Source organism: Haloarcula sp. CGMCC 1.6347, from assembly GCF_037078395.1.
GTDB lineage: Archaea > Halobacteriota > Halobacteria > Halobacteriales > Haloarculaceae > Haloarcula > Haloarcula amylolytica.
In genome coordinates, this window is the sequence record NZ_JAYMGX010000002.1 from 441486 (window position 1) to 458519 (window position 17034).

Below are 17034 nucleotides of genomic sequence, written 5' to 3' on the forward strand. Positions count from 1 at the left end.
GTTATGTGTCGACTGCGCCGAGGAGTTCGACCGCAAGTTCGGCCGCCTCGAGCGCCGACTCGCCAAAGACGTAGGTTATCGGTTCGATGCCGAACGCGCCGCTGTGGTAGATGACACGGGGGACGTCACCGCGTTCGCGGAAGGCCGCTTCGAGCCGTTCGTCCCGGTCCTCGTAGCCAGCGTCGAACTCCAGCGGCTCGATGCCCTGCTCGTGGGCGGCATCGAGGAGCGACTCGGCAGTGCTCAGATTGAGCGCCGCCCGGCGCGAAGGGTCGACGGCCATCGCGGCCAGTATCGTCCGCGCGACGTGTTCCGACGCGCCGAACTCGGGGTTCGACGGGACGTTGACCCGTCCCCGTAGGTCGTGAATTCGGCCGGGAACTGCCGCCACGTCGAGGGTGTCTCCGGCGTCCGGCAGCGCCATGCCGACGTTCATCCCCACGTTCGGGATGGCGTCGACGACGACGGCGCTGTCCGCCAGCAGTCGCGTGGCTCGCCGGACCGACGACAGCACGGCCCGTTCCGCTTCCACGGCGGTATCTGTCCCCCGAACGCAGAGGTCACAGCCCATCCCCTGTAGCGCCGGCATCTCCTCCTCGTGGACCGCACAGATCGGCCCCCTATCCTCGAACTCCCGTACCAGGGCGAGCAGTTCGCCAAGCACCGCGAACTCGTCCATCTCGCCCGCGGCCAGCCCGTCGGCGATCCGCTCGATAGTCTGTTGCATCCGGGCATCCTCTCGAAATCGCTCTTCTACGGTGACCGAGCCGCTGCCGTACTTGCTTACTGCGGCCTGTGTCACTCCGAGCTGGTCGGCGATCTCCTGCTGGGTCCAGCCCTTCTCGTCGAGTTCCGTGGCGAGCATCGCCCGGGCCGTCGGGAGAAATCGCTCGACCACGATTTCGCTCGGCAACTGCAGTGTCATTGCCAGAAGTGAGGGTCGTGGTTCGTTTAGCAGTTTGGACTACGAAAGCTGCCGGTCGACTGCGTCGTTGTGGAAGCAGACAGCCGGAGGGGCCCGCTCGTGCTCGGAGTTCGCCGTGTGCGTCACGGATCACCTTGTTACAACTTGGTTGTATTAGCAGGATATAATACGTCGGAGGTTGTTGTGTTGGCCACCAATGGCGTTCAGCGACCACCTGCTCGACATCGGCGAAGACATCTGGGACGCACAGAAGGACCACCCGTTCGTCCGCGAACTGGCCGACGGGACGCTCGACGAAGCGGCGTTCGAGCACTGGGTGAAACAGGACTACCGGTACCTGCAGGACTACGCGCGGCTGTTCGCGCTCGCCGGCGCGACGGCAAACGACGAGTCGACGATGACGCACCTGCTCGGGGTCGCCCATCAGGTGCTCGACACCGAGATGGACCTCCACCGGGAGTTCGCGTCGGACTACGGCATCTCGCGTCGTGAGCTGGAGTCGACCGAGAAGGCGCCGACCTGTCTGGCGTACACGAACTTCCTCGTTCGGACAGCCTACGAGGGCCACGAGGCGGAGATCGCCGCAGCGCTGTACCCCTGTATGCAGGGGTACCTCGACGTGGCCGAACACATGGCCGACCTTGCCGACGGCGAGCACCAGTACACGCCGTTCATCGATATGTACACCAGTGACGACTTCCGCGAGGCGACGGGCTGGTGTCGGGCGTACGTCGACCGCTGTGGCGAGCGCTATCCTGGCCAACACGACGCCATGGAAGACGCGTTCCGCACGAGCGCGAAACTCGAACACCGGTTCTGGGAGATGGCCTACACGCAGGAGGGGTGGGAGCTATGACAGGCGAGACGTACTCAGAGTACGCCGAAGAGAACGACGATCCCCGATTTACCGACTGGCTCCGCGAGCAGAGTCAGCCGGACTGGGACGCCGCCGTTGGGCACCGGTTCGTCGAGGAACTCGGGGCCGGCACGCTCGACGAGGACGCGTTCGCCGCGTATCTGGTACAGGACTACGCCTTCGTCGGCGAACTCGTCGGGACGTTCGGCCACGCGGTCGGGCAGGCCCCGGACATGGCCGCCAAACGCCAGTTTGTGGAGTTCCTCGATACCGTGACCGACGAGGAAGACGACTACTTCGAGCGCTCCTTTGCCGCACTCGGCGTCGAAGATTCGCGCTGGCAAGACCCCGAGCAGACGCCGGCGACGAGGGCGTTCATCGACCTGCTCGCTCGTGCCGCCCGAGAGGGGGGCTACGCCGAGACGCTGGCCGTCCTCGTCCCGGCAGAGTGGATATACGAGTCGTGGGCGACGGCGGCCGCGGCGACCCACGGCGACCCGGACAGCGACGGCCTCCCCAGCGCGGGGATGGGACTCCCCTTCTATTTAGCCGAATGGGTGGACCTCCACGCCGTCGACTCGTTCGTCGCGTTCGTCGACTGGCTGCGGCGCGAACTCGACGCCGTCGGGACGACGCTTTCGCCCCGCCGGGAGGCCCGCGTCGCATCGCTGTTCGACCGCACGGTCACGCTCGAACGACAGTTCTTCGAGACGGCCTACGGAGAAACCACCGAGACGCCCGGCCACGAGGTGAGTCCGTAGATGGTCTCCTCAGCTATTGTTCTCGGCCTGACCGCGGCGACCGTGCTCGTGTTCACCGGTATCGGCCTCTTCGCCGCCCGCGGTCGCATTGACTCTGTTGAGACCTACATCTCGGCCCGCGACTCAGCCGGCAGCGGGACCCTCGCTGCGACGGTCATCGCGTCGATGATGGGCGTCTGGATTCTGCTGAGCCCCGCCGAGGCCGGGGCCGCCTTCGGTGGGCTGCCCGCCGTGCTGGGCTACGCCATCGGCAGCGCGATTCCGCTCCTCCTCTTTATCCCGGTCGGCGCTCGCATCCGCGAGGTGATGCCCGCGGGCCACTCGCTGACGGAGTTCGCCTACGCCCGCTTCGGGTCCGGGATGTACCTGCTCGTCCTGCTCGTCTCGGTGTTTTACATGTTCATCTTCCTCGCCGCGGAGATGACCGGCATCGCCGGCGCGCTCGCGCTCGTTGCAGATGTCCCCCTCTGGCAGACCTCGCTGCTCATCGGCGGCTTCGTCCTCGTCTACACGACCTACGGCGGCCTGCTGGCGAGCATCGTCACCGATACCGTCCAGACGCTGGTCATCCTCCCGCTCTTGGCGGTGGGCTTTGGTGGCGCGCTGCTCTCACTGGGCGGCACGAGCGAATTCCACGCGACGGTAGTGTCGGCCGACCCGACACTGCTGGACCCAGGGTTCGGCCCCGGCCTGGAGTTCGGGCTGTACGTGGCCTTTGCCCTGCTGGGCGCGAATATGCTGAATCAGGGTGTCTGGCAGCGGGTGTACGCCGCCGACGGCGAGCGCGCCCTCCGCCGCGGACTTGGCATCGCCGCCGTCGTCGTCGTCCCGATGCTCCTGCTCGCCGGCCTGTTCGGCATCGCCGCCGCGGGGCTGGGCCTCATGGAATCCGGTTCCGCCAGTATCGCCTTCTTCCTCGTGGTCGCGGAGGCGTTCCCGACGTGGGTGACCCTCGCCATCGTCGTCCTCGCCGTCTTGCTTGTGATGAGTTCAGCCGACACGATGTTCAACGCTATCGCCAGCGTCGTCACGGCCGACCTTGCCCGGTTGCTCGACGACCCCGACCAGCGGACCCTGTGGCTGGGCGGGCGCGGGCTGACGGTCGCCGTCGCGCTCGCCGCGATGTTCATCGGTGCACAGGGGTACAGCGTCCTCCAGTTGTTCCTGACGGCCGACCTGCTGGCCGCCGGCGTCTTCGTGCCCTTCCTCGCCGGCCTCTACACCGAGCGGCTCACCGGACCGGGCGCGCTGGTCTCTGGCATCGCAGGATTACTCGTCGGGTTCACGTACTTCCCGTCGCTCCGTGGCCTCATAGCCGCGATACCGGGCGTCGGGAGTATGCTGCCAGCGCCGTCGTTCCTCATTGCCTTCGCCGGCGCGACGCTCGTCTCGGCAGCCCTCACCGTTGTTGCGACGCTGCTGGGCGGGGCCGACGCCGACCTCGAAAGCCTCGGACGGGAGGTCCGCGCGCTCGACGACCCGGTGGCTGACGGGGGGTCCGAGCAATGACGCCGTCAGCCATCCTCCCTCTGGCCGCGCTCGGATCGACGGCGTTCGCGGCGCTGGCCTGGGGATCGATTCTGCTCGTGCTCGCCGTCTTCCTCGCCGTCGGCTGGCTGGTCCTGACCGAGTAGTCCGGCGACCGTGAGAGTCCGGATATACGACGTTTCGTGGTAACAAGACACATACTTATCATGATGGGTGAGGAACGTCGCATATGCAGACCTTCGTGCTCGCAACCAACTCCGAGACAGTCAGCCAGACACTGTGTTCGTACCTCGAAGGCGTCCTCGACCCGGACGACAGCGTGTACGCGGTCAACTCACAGCCGGGCGGAGACAGGACGCCACCGCATGCGGTTGCCGACGGGAAGGCCGCGCTCGAAGTCGTCTCGGATCGTCTGGGCGACGAGGTGTCCGTCGAGACCTACCAGATAATCCGGGGGAACAGCCCGTCTGAGGATATCTTCGACATCGCCGAGGAGGTCGATGCGGACGAACTCGTCATCGGCGTCCGCAAACGGAGCCAGACCGACCGCCTCATCTTCGGCAGCGTCGCCCAAAATATCATGCGACAGTCAGACTACCCGATGCGGGTCATTCCGCGGGAGTGAGTAGCCACTGGCCGTTGGCAACTAGCTGCAAAGAAACCGAAGCCGAGGCAGCCGAGTTATTCGGCCGACTCGTAGTCGTCGAAGGCGTCGATCTCGACGCCCTCGCCGGTGATTTCCGCGAGCACGACACCGTTGCCGGACCCGGTGTCACGCTCGGCCGCGGCGTTGACCGCGCGGATCGCGAGGTCGCGGGCCTCGCCGAGGCTCATCTCGGGGTCGTACTGTCCCTCGATGGTCCCGGTTGCGACCATGGTCCCGGAGCCGGTGACGGTGTAGTCGTCTTCGAGCACGCCGCCGGCGGGGTCGACGCTGTAGACGTGGCTGCCCTCTTCGTCGACGCCGCCGACGATGGGGTTGATGGCGAAGTACGGGCCACCGCGGGCGAAGTTACCCGCCAGCGTCGCCAGCGCGTGAATCGAGAGCGGTTCGTCGCGGCGGACCTCGTAGAGGTCGGCCTCCGCGCGCAGCGAGCGGATGAACGACTGGGCCCCGCCGACGCTGCCGACCAGCGTCATCGCGGCCGTCGGGTGGATCTGCTCGACCTTCTGGACCTGCTTGTTCGAGACGAAACGGCCACCGAGGGAGGCGCGGCGGTCCGTCGCGATGACGACGCCGTTCTCCGTCGCGATGCCGACGGTCGTCGTCCCGGTCTTGACGACGTTCTCCTCGTCGCGGCCGCCGTCCTCGTTCGGCAGAGTGCCGACCTCGGGTTCGTGGGCGTCGGTCAATCGGTTCTCGGGGTCGTACATCAGTTCTCACCTCCGAGTTCGAACTCTTCGAGGCGCTCGGCGATGTCCTCTTCCGAGAGCTTCTGGAACTGCTCGGTCTCCACGTCGATAGTGGCGATGTCGACGCCGGTCGCGTCGAGGCCGTCCTCGTTGACCGAGGCCAGCGCCCGGAGCGCGAGTTCGATGCCGGCTTCGAGGTCCATCTCCTCGGCGTACTCGTCTTCGAGGAACGTCTGGATGTCCTCGCGGGAGCCGCCGATGGCGACTGCCTGCCACTCGTAGGGCGTTCCCGAGGGGTCTGTCTCGAACAGCCGGGGTTCGCCGTCCTCGATACCGGCGACGAGTAGCGCCACACCGAACGGGCGTGCGCCGCCGGTCTGGGTGTACTGCTGGATGTAGTCCGTAATCTCCTTCGTCAGCGACTCGACGGAGGCGGGCTCGTCGTAGCGCAGGCGGTTGACCTGGGCCTGGCGACGGGCTACGTCGATGAGCTGGCGCGCGTCGGCCACATGGCCCGCGCTGGCGACGCCGACGTGGGAGTCGATCTCGTGGATCTTCTCGATGCTGTCGCGCTCGATGAGCGGCGACCGGGCGTGGCGGTCCGCAGCGATGACCACGCCGTCTTCGGTGCGGACACCAACGCTCGCGGTTCCGCGCTTGACGGCTTCTCGTGCGTACTCGACCTGATAGAGGCGTCCGTCCGGGGAGAAGATGGTTATCCCGCGGTCGTAGGCCTGTTGTTCGTTTCCTTGCATGATGTATCGTGTTGTTGTTCACCTGAGGTTAGGGTTGCTCTTATATAACCGTATCGCGGGCCGCTGCCCTCAGAACAGCGGCAGGTCGCCGGTGACGCGGTCCACCAGCTCGTCCTCGGCGGGGCCGACGGCGAGGGCCGTGACGGTCCCCGGATCGAGCTGTGTGTGGCCGGCGTCCCGGACGACCGCATGCGGCAGGCCTTCGCGCTCGGCCACGTCGGCGAGTTCGAACAGCTCGGACTCGCTGGTGGCCTTCAGGACGACTTTCTTCTGCCCCGCGCCTTTCCAGGCTTTGCGGGGTTTCGGGCCGGCGTCCTCGTAGGCCGACAGCGAGGCGTGGGCAACCTGGGCGGCGAGCTTGCCCTCGCCCATGCCGATGTCGGCCCGCGCGACGATAGCCTGCTTCATACGATTACATGGCTACCCGTACTTAAACGCCCGTCGGACTCCCTCCACGGTTGCACATACCACAGAGTACATACGCCGTGGCCGAGCACACCCCGGAGATGCCCTCCACCGTCCGAACGTTCCTCCTGCGACCGGGCGCGTTCTTCGAACAGCGACGTGACCGGCTGAACGGATACCGTGGCGGCGGCCTCGCTCTCGGCATCGCTGTCGTCGTCACAATCGTTCTCGGAGTCGCGTTCCGGCTGTTCGCTGACCAGTTCACCGGCACCGTCGAGCGAGACAACCCCGCACGGCCGCCGGAACGGCTGTGCGAAGACGGCGGCGTCGGCGGAATAACCGTGTCCGGCTGTGACGAACCGGCGACACAGACTGTCGAAGTCGGGTCGTTCATCTGGGACTACGCGACTAGGGCCCTTCCAAGACTGTTTTTCGGCTTGATTATCGCCTGGATCGGACTGATGATCGGGCTGTACGTCGGCGCAAAGCTAGCCGGCGGCTCCGGGCGGTTCGGCGAGACGGTAGAGATCACCGCCTGGGGACTGCTCCCGTCCGTTGTCGGCGTCGTCGCCGGTGGTACCGCACTCGTCTTCTTCGCCGCCAGCATCGACCTCTCCGCGTCCTCGCCGGAGCTGTTGCTCGAACAGGTTCGCCGTCTACAGAACGGGCTCTCCGGGCTCGTATTCCTGGCAATACAGGTCGGCACTGCAGCCTGGCAGGCGTACGTCTGGGCTGGCGGCCTCCGAGTCGTCCACGAGATCAGCAGATACGCCGCAGTCGCCGTCGCCGTCATCGCTGCGACGCTCCCCGTGATCGCCTCCTGAGAATCGAGGAGTTTAGGCTTCCGGCCGCACACGCCACTCTCATGATACTCTCAGATGCGGATATTCTCCGGCGGCTGGAGCAGGGTGACCTCGTCGTCGAACCGCTCGACGACCCGGACATCCAGATCCAGCCGGCCAGCGTCGACCTCCGCCTCGGTCGTGAGTTCTTGGAGTTCCAGCACGCCAACATCCCCTGTATCCACCCGAACTCCGAGGACGAAGTCGCCGACTACGTCGAGGAGACTGTCGTCGAAGAAGACGAGGAGTTCATCCTCCATCCCGGCGACTTCGTGCTGGGGACGACCCACGAGCGCGTCGCCATCCCCGACGACCTCATCGCCCACGTCGAAGGGCGCTCCTCGCTGGGCCGACTTGCGATTGTGGTACACGCAACGGCCGGCCTGTGTGACCCCGGCTACGAGGGTCAAATCACGCTGGAACTGTCGAACCTCGGCACCGCGCCCGTAGCGCTCACGCCCGGAATGCGGATCTCACAGCTCACTTTCACCGAACTCAAGACGCCCGCCGACCGGCCGTACGGAGCCGAGCGCGGCTCGAAGTACCAGGGCCAGTCCGGGCCGCAGGCGAGCAAGATACAGGGAGATAGAGAATTCGGAGGCGACCAATAGTGCGATTCATCGAGGAAATCGTCGTCGACGACTTCCTGCCGACGTTTCGCTCGCTGCTGGCCGACGCCCTCAGAGAGCGCGGACTGACACAGTCCGAAGTCGCCGACCTGCTGGGCATCAGCCAGAGCGCGGTGTCGAAGTACGTCCACGGCGACGTAGCGCGTCAGGAGGACTTGCTGGCCCATCGCGGGCTGGAGGAACTCGTCGAGCGACTGGCTGACGGGCTGGCCGACGGGGATATGAGCTCCGTTCAGGCGCTGGTCGAAACAGAGGTGTTCATCCGCGAACTCGAACAGGGCGGCGTCCTCGCGCAGTTACACGAGGAGGCCGTTCCGGAACTGGGCGACTACGACGACGAGTTCGCCGTCCACGACCCGGACTCGCAGCTGCGGTCGGCCGAGCGGACGCTCGCGTCGGTGCGGCGGGGGCTCAGCGTGCTGGAAAACACCAGCGGGTTCGCGACGCTCATCCCGGCGGTCGGGTCGAATCTCGTCCAGTGTCTCCCCGAGGCCGACAGCATCGAGGACGTGGCCGCTGTCCCGGGACGGATTCTCGACGTGAAGGGACGGGCAACGATTCCGGCGGACCCGGAGTTCGGCGTCAGCGAGCACGTCGCGACGCTGTTGCTGGCGGCGCGGGCCGCCGGCAGCGACGCCCGCGCGGTGTTGAACGTCCGGTACGACGACGGCGTCGTAGCTGCACTGCGAGATTCGGGCCGGACCGTGGTCGAGTTCGACGCCGAGGAGAGCGTCGAACCGGCCGTCGCGGCCGCGCTGGCTGACGACCCGGGGGCCGACGTGCTGTATCACACCGGCGCGATGGGTATCGAGCCGGTGGTTTACCTGCTCGGGGACGACGCTGTGTCGGTCGCTGAAACGGCACGCGAAATCCTGTGACAGACGCGCAGTCCTTCTACGGCCGGTGGGCGCGAGTGTACGACTGGGTAGCGAATGCCCCCGGCGTGGCGTCCTGGCGCGACCAGGGAGCGGACTCGCTGGCGCTCGCACCCGGCGATACCGTCGTCGAAATGGGCTGTGGGACCGGGGCGAACGTGCCGGTCCTCCGCGAGCGGGTCGGGCCGACGGGTCGGATCGTCGGCATCGACGTGACTCGGGAAATGCTCGACCGCGCACGCGAACGCTCCGTGCGGACGGGCGGGACCGTTCACTACGTGCAAGCTGACGCCGCTCGTCCGCCAGTTCGAGCGGCGGATGCTGTCCTGGCGACGTTCGTTACCGGTATCTTCGAAGACCCCGCTTCGGCCGTCGACGCGTGGTGTGACAGCGTTGACCCGGGCGGGCGGGTCGCCCTGCTGAACTTCCAGCGAAGCCCCAGCGCTCTCGCCGCACCGTTGAACCTCGCGTTCGAGGGGTTCGTCCGCCTCTCTGCGCCGGGGACGCGGCTCTCGCGTCGGTCACACGCCAGCGCGTTCGAGCGGCGGGTGGCCGCAGCCCGCGAGCGACTCACCGAGCGGACGGTCGCGCGCCACTACGAGACGATGGCCGGCGGGTTCGTCGGCCTGCTCAGCGGGACCGTCGCGTAGCGCAGGCGGGTTCCGGCGGGCACCCGGAGGGCCGAAACGCTTCCGGTGAATTCGGCGGGCGGGTAAGGGCGGCCCGGTCACGCCACCTCGGACCCCGTCGCACGGCCCATGAGCCAGACGGAGACGGCACCGAAGACGACATCGAGCGCACAGAGAACCACGAACGCCGGCGCGAGGGTATCGAAGACGCCACCGAACGCCGTCACCTCGACGACTGTCAGCACGTCCCGACCGAGGACCAGCGCTCGAATCGCGTCGACGCCGTAGGTGACCGGATTGACCGTGGCGACCACCTGCACCGACTCTGGCAGCGACGACACGGGGAGGAACGCCGAGGAGAGAAACAGAAGCGGGAACAGGAGGAGGTTCCCGACGGCGTCGAGCGTCTCCTCGTCCCGGGTCACCACCGCGACGGCGTTCGAGAGCGCCATGTACCAGAGCGCGAAGAGGACACAGACGAGGGCGATGCCGAACAGCCCCACGAGTCCGGTCGCGACGGTGGCACCCATCGCCAGTCCGAGGCCGAAGATGACGAACACGTAACAGACGAGGCGGAACAGTTCGGCGGCGGCCTTGCCGGCGAAGACGGCGGTCCAGCGCATCGGCGAGACGGTCACCTTCTCGAACATCCCCGACTGGAGGTCCTCGACCAGTCCGAGGCCGGAGGAGAGCGACGACGACATCGACACCTGGACGACGGCCGCGGGGAGGACGAAGGGGAGGTAGCCGACGCCCTCGAATCCGGCCCGTTCGATAGCGAGAGTGCCGACGTCGCCGAAGACGGCCGTGAACATCAGCAGGGAGAACACCGCCATGAAGAGTTCGAGAAAGACGACGGTCGGATTCCGAATCGCCTTCCGGGTCCACCGCTTGAAATTGACCCAGATGTCTCCGACAAGGGAGTTTCCGGCCGACCGCGACGGGCCGGCGTCGACGCCCGCGGAACTCATCGTGTCCCTCCGGACGGCCCCGGCCCGGTTTCGCCGTCGTCCCCAGCGGTGAAGCCATCGGTTCGCCCGTCTGCGATGGCGAAGAAAACGTCGTCGAGCGTCGGTTCGTCCACGTCGAACCCGGTCACGGCAACGCCCGCCTCGCGGAGCGCAAGCAGGTAGTCCGTGCCGCGCTCGGCGGCGTCCGTCGTCGTCACCCGAACCGTGTCGTCGACGGTTTCGACCGTCGCGTCCGGACCGAAGCGCGTTCCCTCACGGGCCACGTCGGCCGCCGTTTCGGCGGTCTCACGGCCGCCGTCCACGTCGACTTCGAGGATCTGACCGCCGACGCGGCGCTTCAGTTCGGCGGGCGACCCCGTCGCGGCGATGCGGCCGTCCCGGAGGACCGCGACGCGGTCACAGAGCGCGTCGGCTTCTTCGAGATACTGGGTCGTGAGGAATATCGTGGTCCCCGTCTCGTTGAGTCGGCGGAAGTGGTCCCACAGGCGGTTTCGCGCCTTCGGGTCCATCCCCGTCGTCGGTTCGTCGAGGAAGACGAGGTCCGGGTCGTGGACGAGGGCCGTCACGGCGTCCAGTCGCTTCTTCATCCCGCCGGAGAACCGTTCAGCGGGTGTGTCGGCGACATCACCGAGGTCCGCGAGTTCGAGCAGTTCCTCGATTCGCTCTGCTCGCCGACCGCGCGGGACGCCGTAGGCCTCGCAGGCGAACGCGACGTTCTCTCGCGCGGTCAGTTCCGCGTCGACACTCACGTCCTGTGCCATGTATCCGATGGTCTCCCTGACCGCCGTCTGCGCCGCGGTCGCGTCGTGACCGTTGACGACGACTTCGCCCTCGGTCGGTTCCAGCAGCGTCGCCAACACCTTTACGGCGGTCGTCTTGCCAGCACCGTTCGGCCCGAGGAACCCGAAGAACTCGCCACGAGGGACGGTGAGCGACACGTCCCGGACGGCCGTCGTTCCGTCCGCGTAGGTGACGCGCAGGCCGTCGACGCGTATCGCCGCCGTCGAAGCGGCAGCCGACCGGTCGGGAGCGTTCGCGACACGTCGCTGTTTCGGTTTCGTCATCGCCGTCAGAGTGGTCGCTCGCCGGTACCGAGAGCGTTCTGTGACGTATGAGAGGTGGGTTTATGTGGCGGTTCCGGCACACATCGGACATGAAACACCTCCGGGTCACCGCTCGCATACCGCCCGACTACGCGCCGGAGTTCTTCGACCTGCTGGCGAACGACCCCGAAATCGAGGAGTCGCGCATCGTCGACTGGAACCGCACCCCCGAAGGGTGTGATACCGTGCTGTTCGCCATCGATGGTGACGCGACCCGGTTCGTCGACCACGCGCCCTCGACGCCCGGCGTCGAATCGGTGACGCTCTCGGGGGCCAAGCGGCGACGGACGTACGCACTCGTCGAGAATCGGCCGCTGTCGATGCCAATGTTCGACGCGATACACGACGCCAGCACTCGGCTCGGTATCGTCGTCCTCAAGCCGCTCATCTATCGCGACGGCACGGTCTCCTGTCGCGTGGTCGGCGAAGCGGGGCCGCTGCAGGATGCCCTCGACGACGCGCCAGCGCCCATCGACGTCCGGCTGGACAGCATCAGCGCCGTCAGCGACGGACTGGCGCGGCCGTCGTCCAGACTCAGCGAGCGTCAGCGCGAGGCCGTGAGGACGGCCCTCGCCCTGGGTTATTACGACCGGCCTCGCGGTGCGACTCACGAGGACGTGGCCGCCGAGCTGGGGTGTGCCCCCGCGACGGTCAGCGACCACCTCCAGCGCGCCGAGGCGAAACTCGTCCGCGCCGTCATGGACGACTTCGGTCCGACGGTCTAGCGCCGATAGCGCTCGGCGTGGCGGGGACAGAACTCGGGTTCACGCAGCTGCGCGGTGACGACGCCGGGCTGGCGGTGGGGATTGTGGAGCCGGCAGGTCTCCTCCTCACAGAATGCTTCGCCCGTGTCGAGGTAGTGGTACGCCTGCAGAACGTACCCCTTGATAGCGTCGGTCGTCCGCGGGTCGTCCTCGACGAGGAACTCGCCCTCGACTTCGTTTTCGAGCACTTCTCGGGGCGGTGCGCCACCCCCGAACAGGGCGTGTTTCTGCTGTTCCTTGTAGTACTGTTCGGGCTTTGCAGGGGCCTCGTACAGCCCCGGCACGGAGACGATAGCGGGCTGGCCCAGGACGGTCACGCGCTTGTGCCAGCGGCCGTCGTGGTCACCCCAGGTCCCGACGACGCGGTCCAGCAGCGGGACGTGAAGATGCTCCAGTGACCGCTCGTGCTCGGGGATTCGCTCGTGGAGCGCTCGCTGGACAGCCAGCCCGTCGTAGATGACGCCGCCGGCCCGCTCGGGTGATTTCAGTGCTCGCTCTTCGTAGCGAACGATTCCCAGCATCGTGTTCCCGGTCTCGCGGTCGTACGGCGAGAGCACCCGCACCCGTGCGAACGACTCCGCCAGTTCCGAGTCGCCGTGTAGCGAGAGAAACCGGTCCCGGACTGAGACGGTGGCGTCGACCCGCGCATCGAGCCAGTCGGCGATGGCGTCGGCGTCGGCGACCGTCGTCGGAGCGCGGTACAGCGTGACGGACTCCATTGTATTAGTCAGTGGTATCGGTAAGTAATACCATTTACGTCTCGGGGAACTCCCACGAGAGATGAGCCGTCGGAGTGGAGAATCAGAGCAGGCTGCTTAGCGTGGTGCTCCCGGCTGGAAACGTCAACCACAGTTCAGTGCTATAGAGGACGCCGCCGGCGGACAGACCGAGCCGTTCGTGTGGAGAGTCACTGTTCCGGTTCGTGCGGGAGCGTCGTCGGGTCCGCAGTGAGCGCGTCGATGCAATCGGTGACGGACCACGTCGTCTCCCCGTCTGTACACGGATACACGCCGACCAGCTCGTCGTCCGCGTACACTGCGACGGCCAGCATCGGTAGCCGCAACACCTCCGTGCTCCCGCCGACCAGTAGCGACGACGTTCGCGTCTCGAACGGCGGTCGGAGACTCAGTCCCCGTTCGCTCGCCCACTGCTCGTACCGGTCGACAGTCGCCAGCACCTCCCCGTGCTCGCTCCGCTGTGAGACCGGAATTTCCTCGGGCCACGTCTGGACATCGAAATCCTCGATAACTCCAGTCGTGGCGAGTTCCGTGAACCGGTCGATGGCTGTCGTTCGAGGGCCACAGACCGGCCGCCGACTCCAGAGTTGGACCCCGATTTCGCTGTCGACTGACTCGTCAGCCCTGTGGTTGTCGCTCCGTTGCATCTCTTCAGACATTGGTTGTCAATCACTAACATCTCTGCACTACTATTGTTTAATTGTTTTCTTCAGTGAGATATTTCGGCCTGAATGGTCAGCTAAGCGGCCGAAAGGTAGTCGGTTAAAAACCGGGGCGTGGGAGGGTTTCAGTCGTCAGCAGGGGATGCGGCGTCGCGGCTCGTGACATCGACCGGTTCGGCGTCGACTTCCAACTCGTCCAGCGCGACCTGCGCGGCGCGCTTGCCGGAGACGAGCATGGCCCCGAACGTCGGCCCCATACGCGGGAGGCCGTAGGTGGTCGCGGTCGCCATACCGGTGACGACGAGGCCGTCGTGGGCGAGGCCGGTGTGTTCGACGACGGCGTCCTCGCTCTCGCCGACCCACATAGAGTCGTGGCCGGGCGAGTCGTGGCCGGGTGCGCCGTAGGTGTCGTCGTCGGTCTGGTCCATCCCGCTGGCTTCGTCTTCGAGGCCCGGCGCGTTGAGGACGCCGCGCTCATCGAGTTTCTTGACCGCCATCGCGTCGTGGCCCGTCGCGTCGATGACGAGGTCGGCCTCGACCGCGATGGGGTCGACGCAGGTGATTTCCCGTGGCAGCGCGTGGACCGGCGTCCAGTTCATGACGATGCCACCGACGCGGTGGTCCTCGCGGATGACGATGTCGGTGAACTCCGTCATGTTCTGCATCTTCGCGCCGGCGTCGCAGGCGGCCTTGATGAGGCCGGAACACGCTTCGGGCCCGTTGGCGACGTAGAGGCCCTCGCTGTCCTTGGACTGCTTGTGGTCGACGTCGAGTTCGTCAAGCACTTGCTGGGCCGGGTCCCGAACGGTGACCTTGTTCATCAGGAAGCCGCCGAGCCAGAAGCCGCCGCCGAGGTAGTTGTTCTTCTCGACGACCATCACCTGCACGCCGCGCTCGGCGAGTTCCTTCGCGGCCATCAGTCCCGACGGGCCGCCGCCGACGATGATAACATCCGAGTCCGAGAAGTCCATGAACTCCTCGGTCCATTCCTGCCCGATTGCGCGTGTGACCTCTGCTTCGCCGACGTCGCTGAACTGTTCGAATGAATCGGAATCGCTCATACCACCTAGTGATATTCTTTGGTGGTACATAGTCGTTCTGATGGCCTCGTCTGTTTGCTGAATCTCGCGCACGGCCGCTGGCGTGGAAGCACTAATAAAAATGGTTCCACACGGTGGTTTCAGGACTAACTATCAAATGAGAGTATTGTGTGCTAATGTCTACCGAAACAGGCAGCACGTACACGGTCGACACTGAACCGGCGGCAAGAGACATCGACGATATCGACCTGCACGAATACGAAACGCGGCCGGTCCTGAAGTTCCTGATCGCGTTTCTCATCGGTGGGGTGTTCTTTCTTCTGCCGGTCCCGTACCAGGGCGAGGTAACAGTCCCGTTCGACATCGTCGTCAGCAACATAACCGGGGCGTTCCCGGACGTCGTCGGCGTCTACTCGCTGGGCATCATCCTCGCCGGCGGGATGCTGACGACGCTCGCGATGACCGGTGACGGCGAGGTCGCGGGGTACAATCTGTCCTACTTCGAAACCTCTGGAGTCTTCTGGGCGCTCCGAGTCGCCGGCGTGCTCGTCGCGCCGGTGATGTTCTTCAAGCTCGGTCCCGAGTGGCTCCACACACCCAGCACCGGCGGGCTGATGTGGGGAACGCTGGTGTACAGCGTCGGCGTCATCATCCCCATCGGGGCCATCTTCATCACGATCTTCGTCGAACTCGGCGGGCTGGAGTTCGTCGGAACGCTTGCGAGACCGATAATGCGCCCGTTGTTCAAGGTCCCGGGACGGGCCGCACTGGACAGTCTCGCATCGTGGGTCGGCTCCTACAGCGTCGGTCTCTACGTCACCCGCAATGTCTTCGAAGACGGCGGCTACCACAAACGCGACGTGTTTACCATCGCGACGTGCTTTTCGACGGTGTCAATCGGCTTCGTCGGCGTCGTCGCCGCCACGCTCGAGATGCTCCCGAAGTTCCCGCTCATCTTCGGGGCGTACTTCTTCTGTGTCGTCGTCACCGGCGTGATTCTGGTCCGGGTGCCGCCCATCTCCAGGATTCCCGAGGAGTACATCGCTGAACCCGACCCGGAACTCGCCTTCTCCGGGACGCCGTCGGATTACGTCCGGCTGGCGGTCAGCGAGGCCGTCGGTAAGGCCAAGGACGGCGAGACGTTCGCACAGGCAGCCAAGCGGGGCTTCGTCGACGGCCTGAAACTCACCAGTCTCATCCTGGGAACCATCCTCGCTGTTGGACTCGCCGCGACGCTGCTCTCGGCACACACCCCAGTCTTCGACATCCTCGGTCGCCCGCTGACGCCGGTCATCGCTGCGCTCGGAATCCCGAACGCAGAGGTCGTTGCGCCGGCGACCATCGTCGGTATCACCGAGATGTACGTTCCCGTCCTGCTCGTGAGCGAGACAGCGGTGAAGGCAAAGTTCTTCGTCGGCGTGCTGGCCGTCTCTCAGCTCATCTTCTTCTCCAGCGTCGGCCCGATGATGATGGACATGTTCAGTGACGTCCCCATCCGGTTTCGGGACCTCGTGGCGTTGTTCATCATGCGGACGGTGCTCCTCGTGCCACTCATCGCCGGTATTACTCACGCTCTCGCCGCGCTGGGCCTCCTATAGGTATTCGACCAGCGCTTCAGCCAGTTTCTTCTCCGCCCGCCGCAAGTGGTCCTCCGCGGTTCGGCGCTCCACGCCCACCTGCTCCGCAACAGCCGCTGTCGTCGTCTCGCGGGGCAGTTCGTAGTACCCCTGCTCGTACGCCGTCAGGAACACCTCACGCTGCCGCGGCGACAGATCGGGGAGCATAGCATCGACGGTCAAAAGCGGCGCGTCCGGCGTTACGGAAGTAATCTCACGTTTCGACTCGACGGTAACGTCGAACTGTCCTGCCAGGGACTGGTACACCCTGGCCAGTGCGTCGGGGCTGAGACCGAGTGCCCGGACGAGCTTGCCGCCGCTGGCGTATTTCAGCGGCGGGACGAGCAGACAGCCCTCGTTCGCCAGAAAGCGCTCGACGTTGTTGTCGAGCTGTGCTTTCAGACACTCCTCAGTGACCAGCACCTGCTCGTCGCCGTTTTCCAGCCGCTCACCGATACCGACGGTGGTGCGGACCTGTTCGATGACGTCCCCGACGTCTCCGCCGCTAACGTGCAGAAGGTCGCTGTGGTCGTTACACCACAGCTCGATGCGCGTGCCGGTCCCGTCGGTCGCCGCCTCGTAGGCCCCGTCGCCGTAGACGCGGAACAGTACCTCGTACATAG

The 17034-nt window shown here is 65.9% G+C and carries 21 protein-coding genes; 11 read left to right on the top strand and 10 right to left on the bottom strand.

The annotated features are described in order from the left end of the window. Position 1: 1 nt before the first annotated feature. The gene (locus VI340_RS10685) at positions 2 to 925 is read right to left on the bottom strand and encodes a thiamine-phosphate synthase family protein (RefSeq protein WP_008312547.1); all 924 of its coding nucleotides are present in this window, start codon (positions 923 to 925) and stop codon (positions 2 to 4) included. 196 nt (positions 926 to 1121) lie between these two features. On the opposite strand from VI340_RS10685, the gene tenA reads away from it, so the two are divergent. The 5 genes from tenA (at position 1122) to VI340_RS10710 (ending at position 4655) form a co-directional block, all read left to right on the top strand. Beyond that, positions 1122 to 1781: a thiaminase II gene (gene tenA, locus VI340_RS10690; RefSeq protein ID WP_008312545.1), complete on the top strand. Its 660-nt coding sequence runs from the start codon at positions 1122 to 1124 to the stop codon at positions 1779 to 1781. Then, on the top strand, positions 1778 to 2542 hold the full coding sequence (locus VI340_RS10695) for a TenA family protein (RefSeq protein WP_336358322.1): 765 nt from the start codon (positions 1778 to 1780) through the stop codon (positions 2540 to 2542). The genes tenA and VI340_RS10695 overlap by 4 nt, the downstream gene beginning before the upstream one ends. Beyond that, positions 2543 to 4051, top strand: a complete 1509-nt coding sequence (locus tag VI340_RS10700) for a sodium:solute symporter family protein (RefSeq protein ID WP_336358323.1) — start codon at positions 2543 to 2545, stop codon at positions 4049 to 4051. Further along, entirely contained in the window at positions 4048 to 4176 is a 129-nt protein-coding gene (locus VI340_RS10705; RefSeq protein ID WP_008312542.1) for a hypothetical protein, read from the top strand. Before VI340_RS10700 ends, VI340_RS10705 begins: the two co-directional genes overlap by 4 nt. A gap of 83 nt (positions 4177 to 4259) precedes the next feature. Then, entirely contained in the window at positions 4260 to 4655 is a 396-nt protein-coding gene (locus VI340_RS10710) for a universal stress protein (protein ID WP_336358324.1), read from the top strand. 56 nt (positions 4656 to 4711) lie between these two features. Here VI340_RS10710 and psmB read toward each other — a convergent pair whose 3' ends face one another. From psmB to pth2, 3 genes are all read right to left on the bottom strand, one after another. Next, on the bottom strand, positions 4712 to 5404 hold the full coding sequence (psmB, locus tag VI340_RS10715) for an archaeal proteasome endopeptidase complex subunit beta (RefSeq protein ID WP_008312540.1): 693 nt from the start codon (positions 5402 to 5404) through the stop codon (positions 4712 to 4714). After that, a complete protein-coding gene (gene psmA / locus VI340_RS10720) occupies positions 5404 to 6138 on the bottom strand; it encodes an archaeal proteasome endopeptidase complex subunit alpha (RefSeq protein ID WP_008312539.1) in 735 nt (244 codons plus the stop codon). Before psmA ends, psmB begins: the two co-directional genes overlap by 1 nt. Positions 6139 to 6207: 69 nt before the next feature. After that, a complete protein-coding gene (pth2, locus tag VI340_RS10725) occupies positions 6208 to 6546 on the bottom strand; it encodes a peptidyl-tRNA hydrolase Pth2 (RefSeq protein WP_004591375.1) in 339 nt (112 codons plus the stop codon). 98 nt (positions 6547 to 6644) lie between these two features. Between pth2 and VI340_RS10730 the strand changes: the two genes are divergently transcribed. From VI340_RS10730 to VI340_RS10745, 4 genes are read left to right on the top strand one after another with little or no spacing between them, the layout of a single operon-like run. Continuing rightward, positions 6645 to 7367 (top strand): Yip1 family protein, encoded by a 723-nt coding sequence (locus VI340_RS10730; protein ID WP_239642330.1) that lies wholly within the window; start codon positions 6645 to 6647, stop codon positions 7365 to 7367. Between the two features lie 41 nt (positions 7368 to 7408). After that, a complete protein-coding gene (gene dcd, locus VI340_RS10735; protein WP_008312536.1) occupies positions 7409 to 7996 on the top strand; it encodes a dCTP deaminase in 588 nt (195 codons plus the stop codon). Then, a complete protein-coding gene (locus VI340_RS10740) occupies positions 7996 to 8892 on the top strand; it encodes a thiamine-phosphate synthase family protein (protein WP_008312534.1) in 897 nt (298 codons plus the stop codon). Before dcd ends, VI340_RS10740 begins: the two co-directional genes overlap by 1 nt. Then, positions 8889 to 9539 (top strand): class I SAM-dependent methyltransferase, encoded by a 651-nt coding sequence (locus VI340_RS10745; protein WP_336358325.1) that lies wholly within the window; start codon positions 8889 to 8891, stop codon positions 9537 to 9539. The genes VI340_RS10740 and VI340_RS10745 overlap by 4 nt, the downstream gene beginning before the upstream one ends. Positions 9540 to 9616: 77 nt before the next feature. On the opposite strand, the gene VI340_RS10750 is transcribed toward VI340_RS10745, so the two are convergent. Both VI340_RS10750 and VI340_RS10755 read right to left on the bottom strand, forming a co-directional pair. After that, the gene (locus VI340_RS10750; RefSeq protein WP_336329076.1) at positions 9617 to 10489 is read right to left on the bottom strand and encodes an ABC transporter permease; all 873 of its coding nucleotides are present in this window, start codon (positions 10487 to 10489) and stop codon (positions 9617 to 9619) included. Next, the gene (locus tag VI340_RS10755) at positions 10486 to 11553 is read right to left on the bottom strand and encodes an ABC transporter ATP-binding protein (protein WP_008312528.1); all 1068 of its coding nucleotides are present in this window, start codon (positions 11551 to 11553) and stop codon (positions 10486 to 10488) included. Before VI340_RS10755 ends, VI340_RS10750 begins: the two co-directional genes overlap by 4 nt. An 89-nt stretch (positions 11554 to 11642) precedes the next feature. On the opposite strand from VI340_RS10755, the gene VI340_RS10760 reads away from it, so the two are divergent. Continuing rightward, positions 11643 to 12317, top strand: coding sequence for a helix-turn-helix domain-containing protein (locus tag VI340_RS10760; RefSeq protein WP_239642329.1), 675 nt, complete (start codon positions 11643 to 11645; stop codon positions 12315 to 12317). Here VI340_RS10760 and VI340_RS10765 read toward each other — a convergent pair. The 3 genes from VI340_RS10765 to VI340_RS10775 all read right to left on the bottom strand — a co-directional run bounded on the left by VI340_RS10765 (position 12314) and on the right by VI340_RS10775 (position 14816). Then, a complete protein-coding gene (locus VI340_RS10765) occupies positions 12314 to 13075 on the bottom strand; it encodes a DUF7001 family protein (RefSeq protein WP_336358326.1) in 762 nt (253 codons plus the stop codon). The two genes, VI340_RS10760 and VI340_RS10765, sit on opposite strands and share 4 nt — an antisense overlap. A gap of 188 nt (positions 13076 to 13263) precedes the next feature. Next, positions 13264 to 13752: an HTH domain-containing protein gene (locus VI340_RS10770; protein ID WP_008312521.1), complete on the bottom strand. Its 489-nt coding sequence runs from the start codon at positions 13750 to 13752 to the stop codon at positions 13264 to 13266. A 128-nt stretch (positions 13753 to 13880) separates the two neighbouring features. After that, a complete protein-coding gene (locus tag VI340_RS10775; protein WP_008312519.1) occupies positions 13881 to 14816 on the bottom strand; it encodes a sulfide-dependent adenosine diphosphate thiazole synthase in 936 nt (311 codons plus the stop codon). Between the two features lie 155 nt (positions 14817 to 14971). On the opposite strand from VI340_RS10775, the gene VI340_RS10780 reads away from it, so the two are divergent. Further along, a complete protein-coding gene (locus VI340_RS10780) occupies positions 14972 to 16393 on the top strand; it encodes a YjiH family protein (RefSeq protein WP_336329073.1) in 1422 nt (473 codons plus the stop codon). Here the strand turns inward: VI340_RS10780 and VI340_RS10785 are convergent. Continuing rightward, positions 16388 to 17032, bottom strand: coding sequence for a helix-turn-helix domain-containing protein (locus VI340_RS10785; RefSeq protein ID WP_008312514.1), 645 nt, complete (start codon positions 17030 to 17032; stop codon positions 16388 to 16390). The two genes, VI340_RS10780 and VI340_RS10785, sit on opposite strands and share 6 nt — an antisense overlap. Positions 17033 to 17034: the final 2 nt, after the last annotated feature.

Coding starts and splice junctions, on each gene's coding strand:
- VI340_RS10785 (WP_008312514.1), bottom strand. CDS start 17,032: ATGTACGAGGTACTGTTCCGCGTCTACGGCGACGGGGCCTACGAGGCG.
- psmB (WP_008312540.1), bottom strand. CDS start 5,404: ATGTACGACCCCGAGAACCGATTGACCGACGCCCACGAACCCGAGGTC.
- VI340_RS10710 (WP_336358324.1), top strand. CDS start 4,260: ATGCAGACCTTCGTGCTCGCAACCAACTCCGAGACAGTCAGCCAGACA.
- VI340_RS10770 (WP_008312521.1), bottom strand. CDS start 13,752: ATGTCTGAAGAGATGCAACGGAGCGACAACCACAGGGCTGACGAGTCA.
- VI340_RS10780 (WP_336329073.1), top strand. CDS start 14,972: ATGTCTACCGAAACAGGCAGCACGTACACGGTCGACACTGAACCGGCG.
- VI340_RS10700 (WP_336358323.1), top strand. CDS start 2,543: ATGGTCTCCTCAGCTATTGTTCTCGGCCTGACCGCGGCGACCGTGCTC.
- VI340_RS10730 (WP_239642330.1), top strand. CDS start 6,645: ATGCCCTCCACCGTCCGAACGTTCCTCCTGCGACCGGGCGCGTTCTTC.
- pth2 (WP_004591375.1), bottom strand. CDS start 6,546: ATGAAGCAGGCTATCGTCGCGCGGGCCGACATCGGCATGGGCGAGGGC.
- psmA (WP_008312539.1), bottom strand. CDS start 6,138: ATGCAAGGAAACGAACAACAGGCCTACGACCGCGGGATAACCATCTTC.
- dcd (WP_008312536.1), top strand. CDS start 7,409: ATGATACTCTCAGATGCGGATATTCTCCGGCGGCTGGAGCAGGGTGAC.
- VI340_RS10685 (WP_008312547.1), bottom strand. CDS start 925: ATGACACTGCAGTTGCCGAGCGAAATCGTGGTCGAGCGATTTCTCCCG.
- VI340_RS10750 (WP_336329076.1), bottom strand. CDS start 10,489: ATGAGTTCCGCGGGCGTCGACGCCGGCCCGTCGCGGTCGGCCGGAAAC.
- VI340_RS10755 (WP_008312528.1), bottom strand. CDS start 11,553: ATGACGAAACCGAAACAGCGACGTGTCGCGAACGCTCCCGACCGGTCG.
- VI340_RS10775 (WP_008312519.1), bottom strand. CDS start 14,816: ATGAGCGATTCCGATTCATTCGAACAGTTCAGCGACGTCGGCGAAGCA.
- VI340_RS10760 (WP_239642329.1), top strand. CDS start 11,643: ATGAAACACCTCCGGGTCACCGCTCGCATACCGCCCGACTACGCGCCG.
- tenA (WP_008312545.1), top strand. CDS start 1,122: ATGGCGTTCAGCGACCACCTGCTCGACATCGGCGAAGACATCTGGGAC.
- VI340_RS10705 (WP_008312542.1), top strand. CDS start 4,048: ATGACGCCGTCAGCCATCCTCCCTCTGGCCGCGCTCGGATCGACGGCG.
- VI340_RS10765 (WP_336358326.1), bottom strand. CDS start 13,075: ATGGAGTCCGTCACGCTGTACCGCGCTCCGACGACGGTCGCCGACGCC.
- VI340_RS10695 (WP_336358322.1), top strand. CDS start 1,778: ATGACAGGCGAGACGTACTCAGAGTACGCCGAAGAGAACGACGATCCC.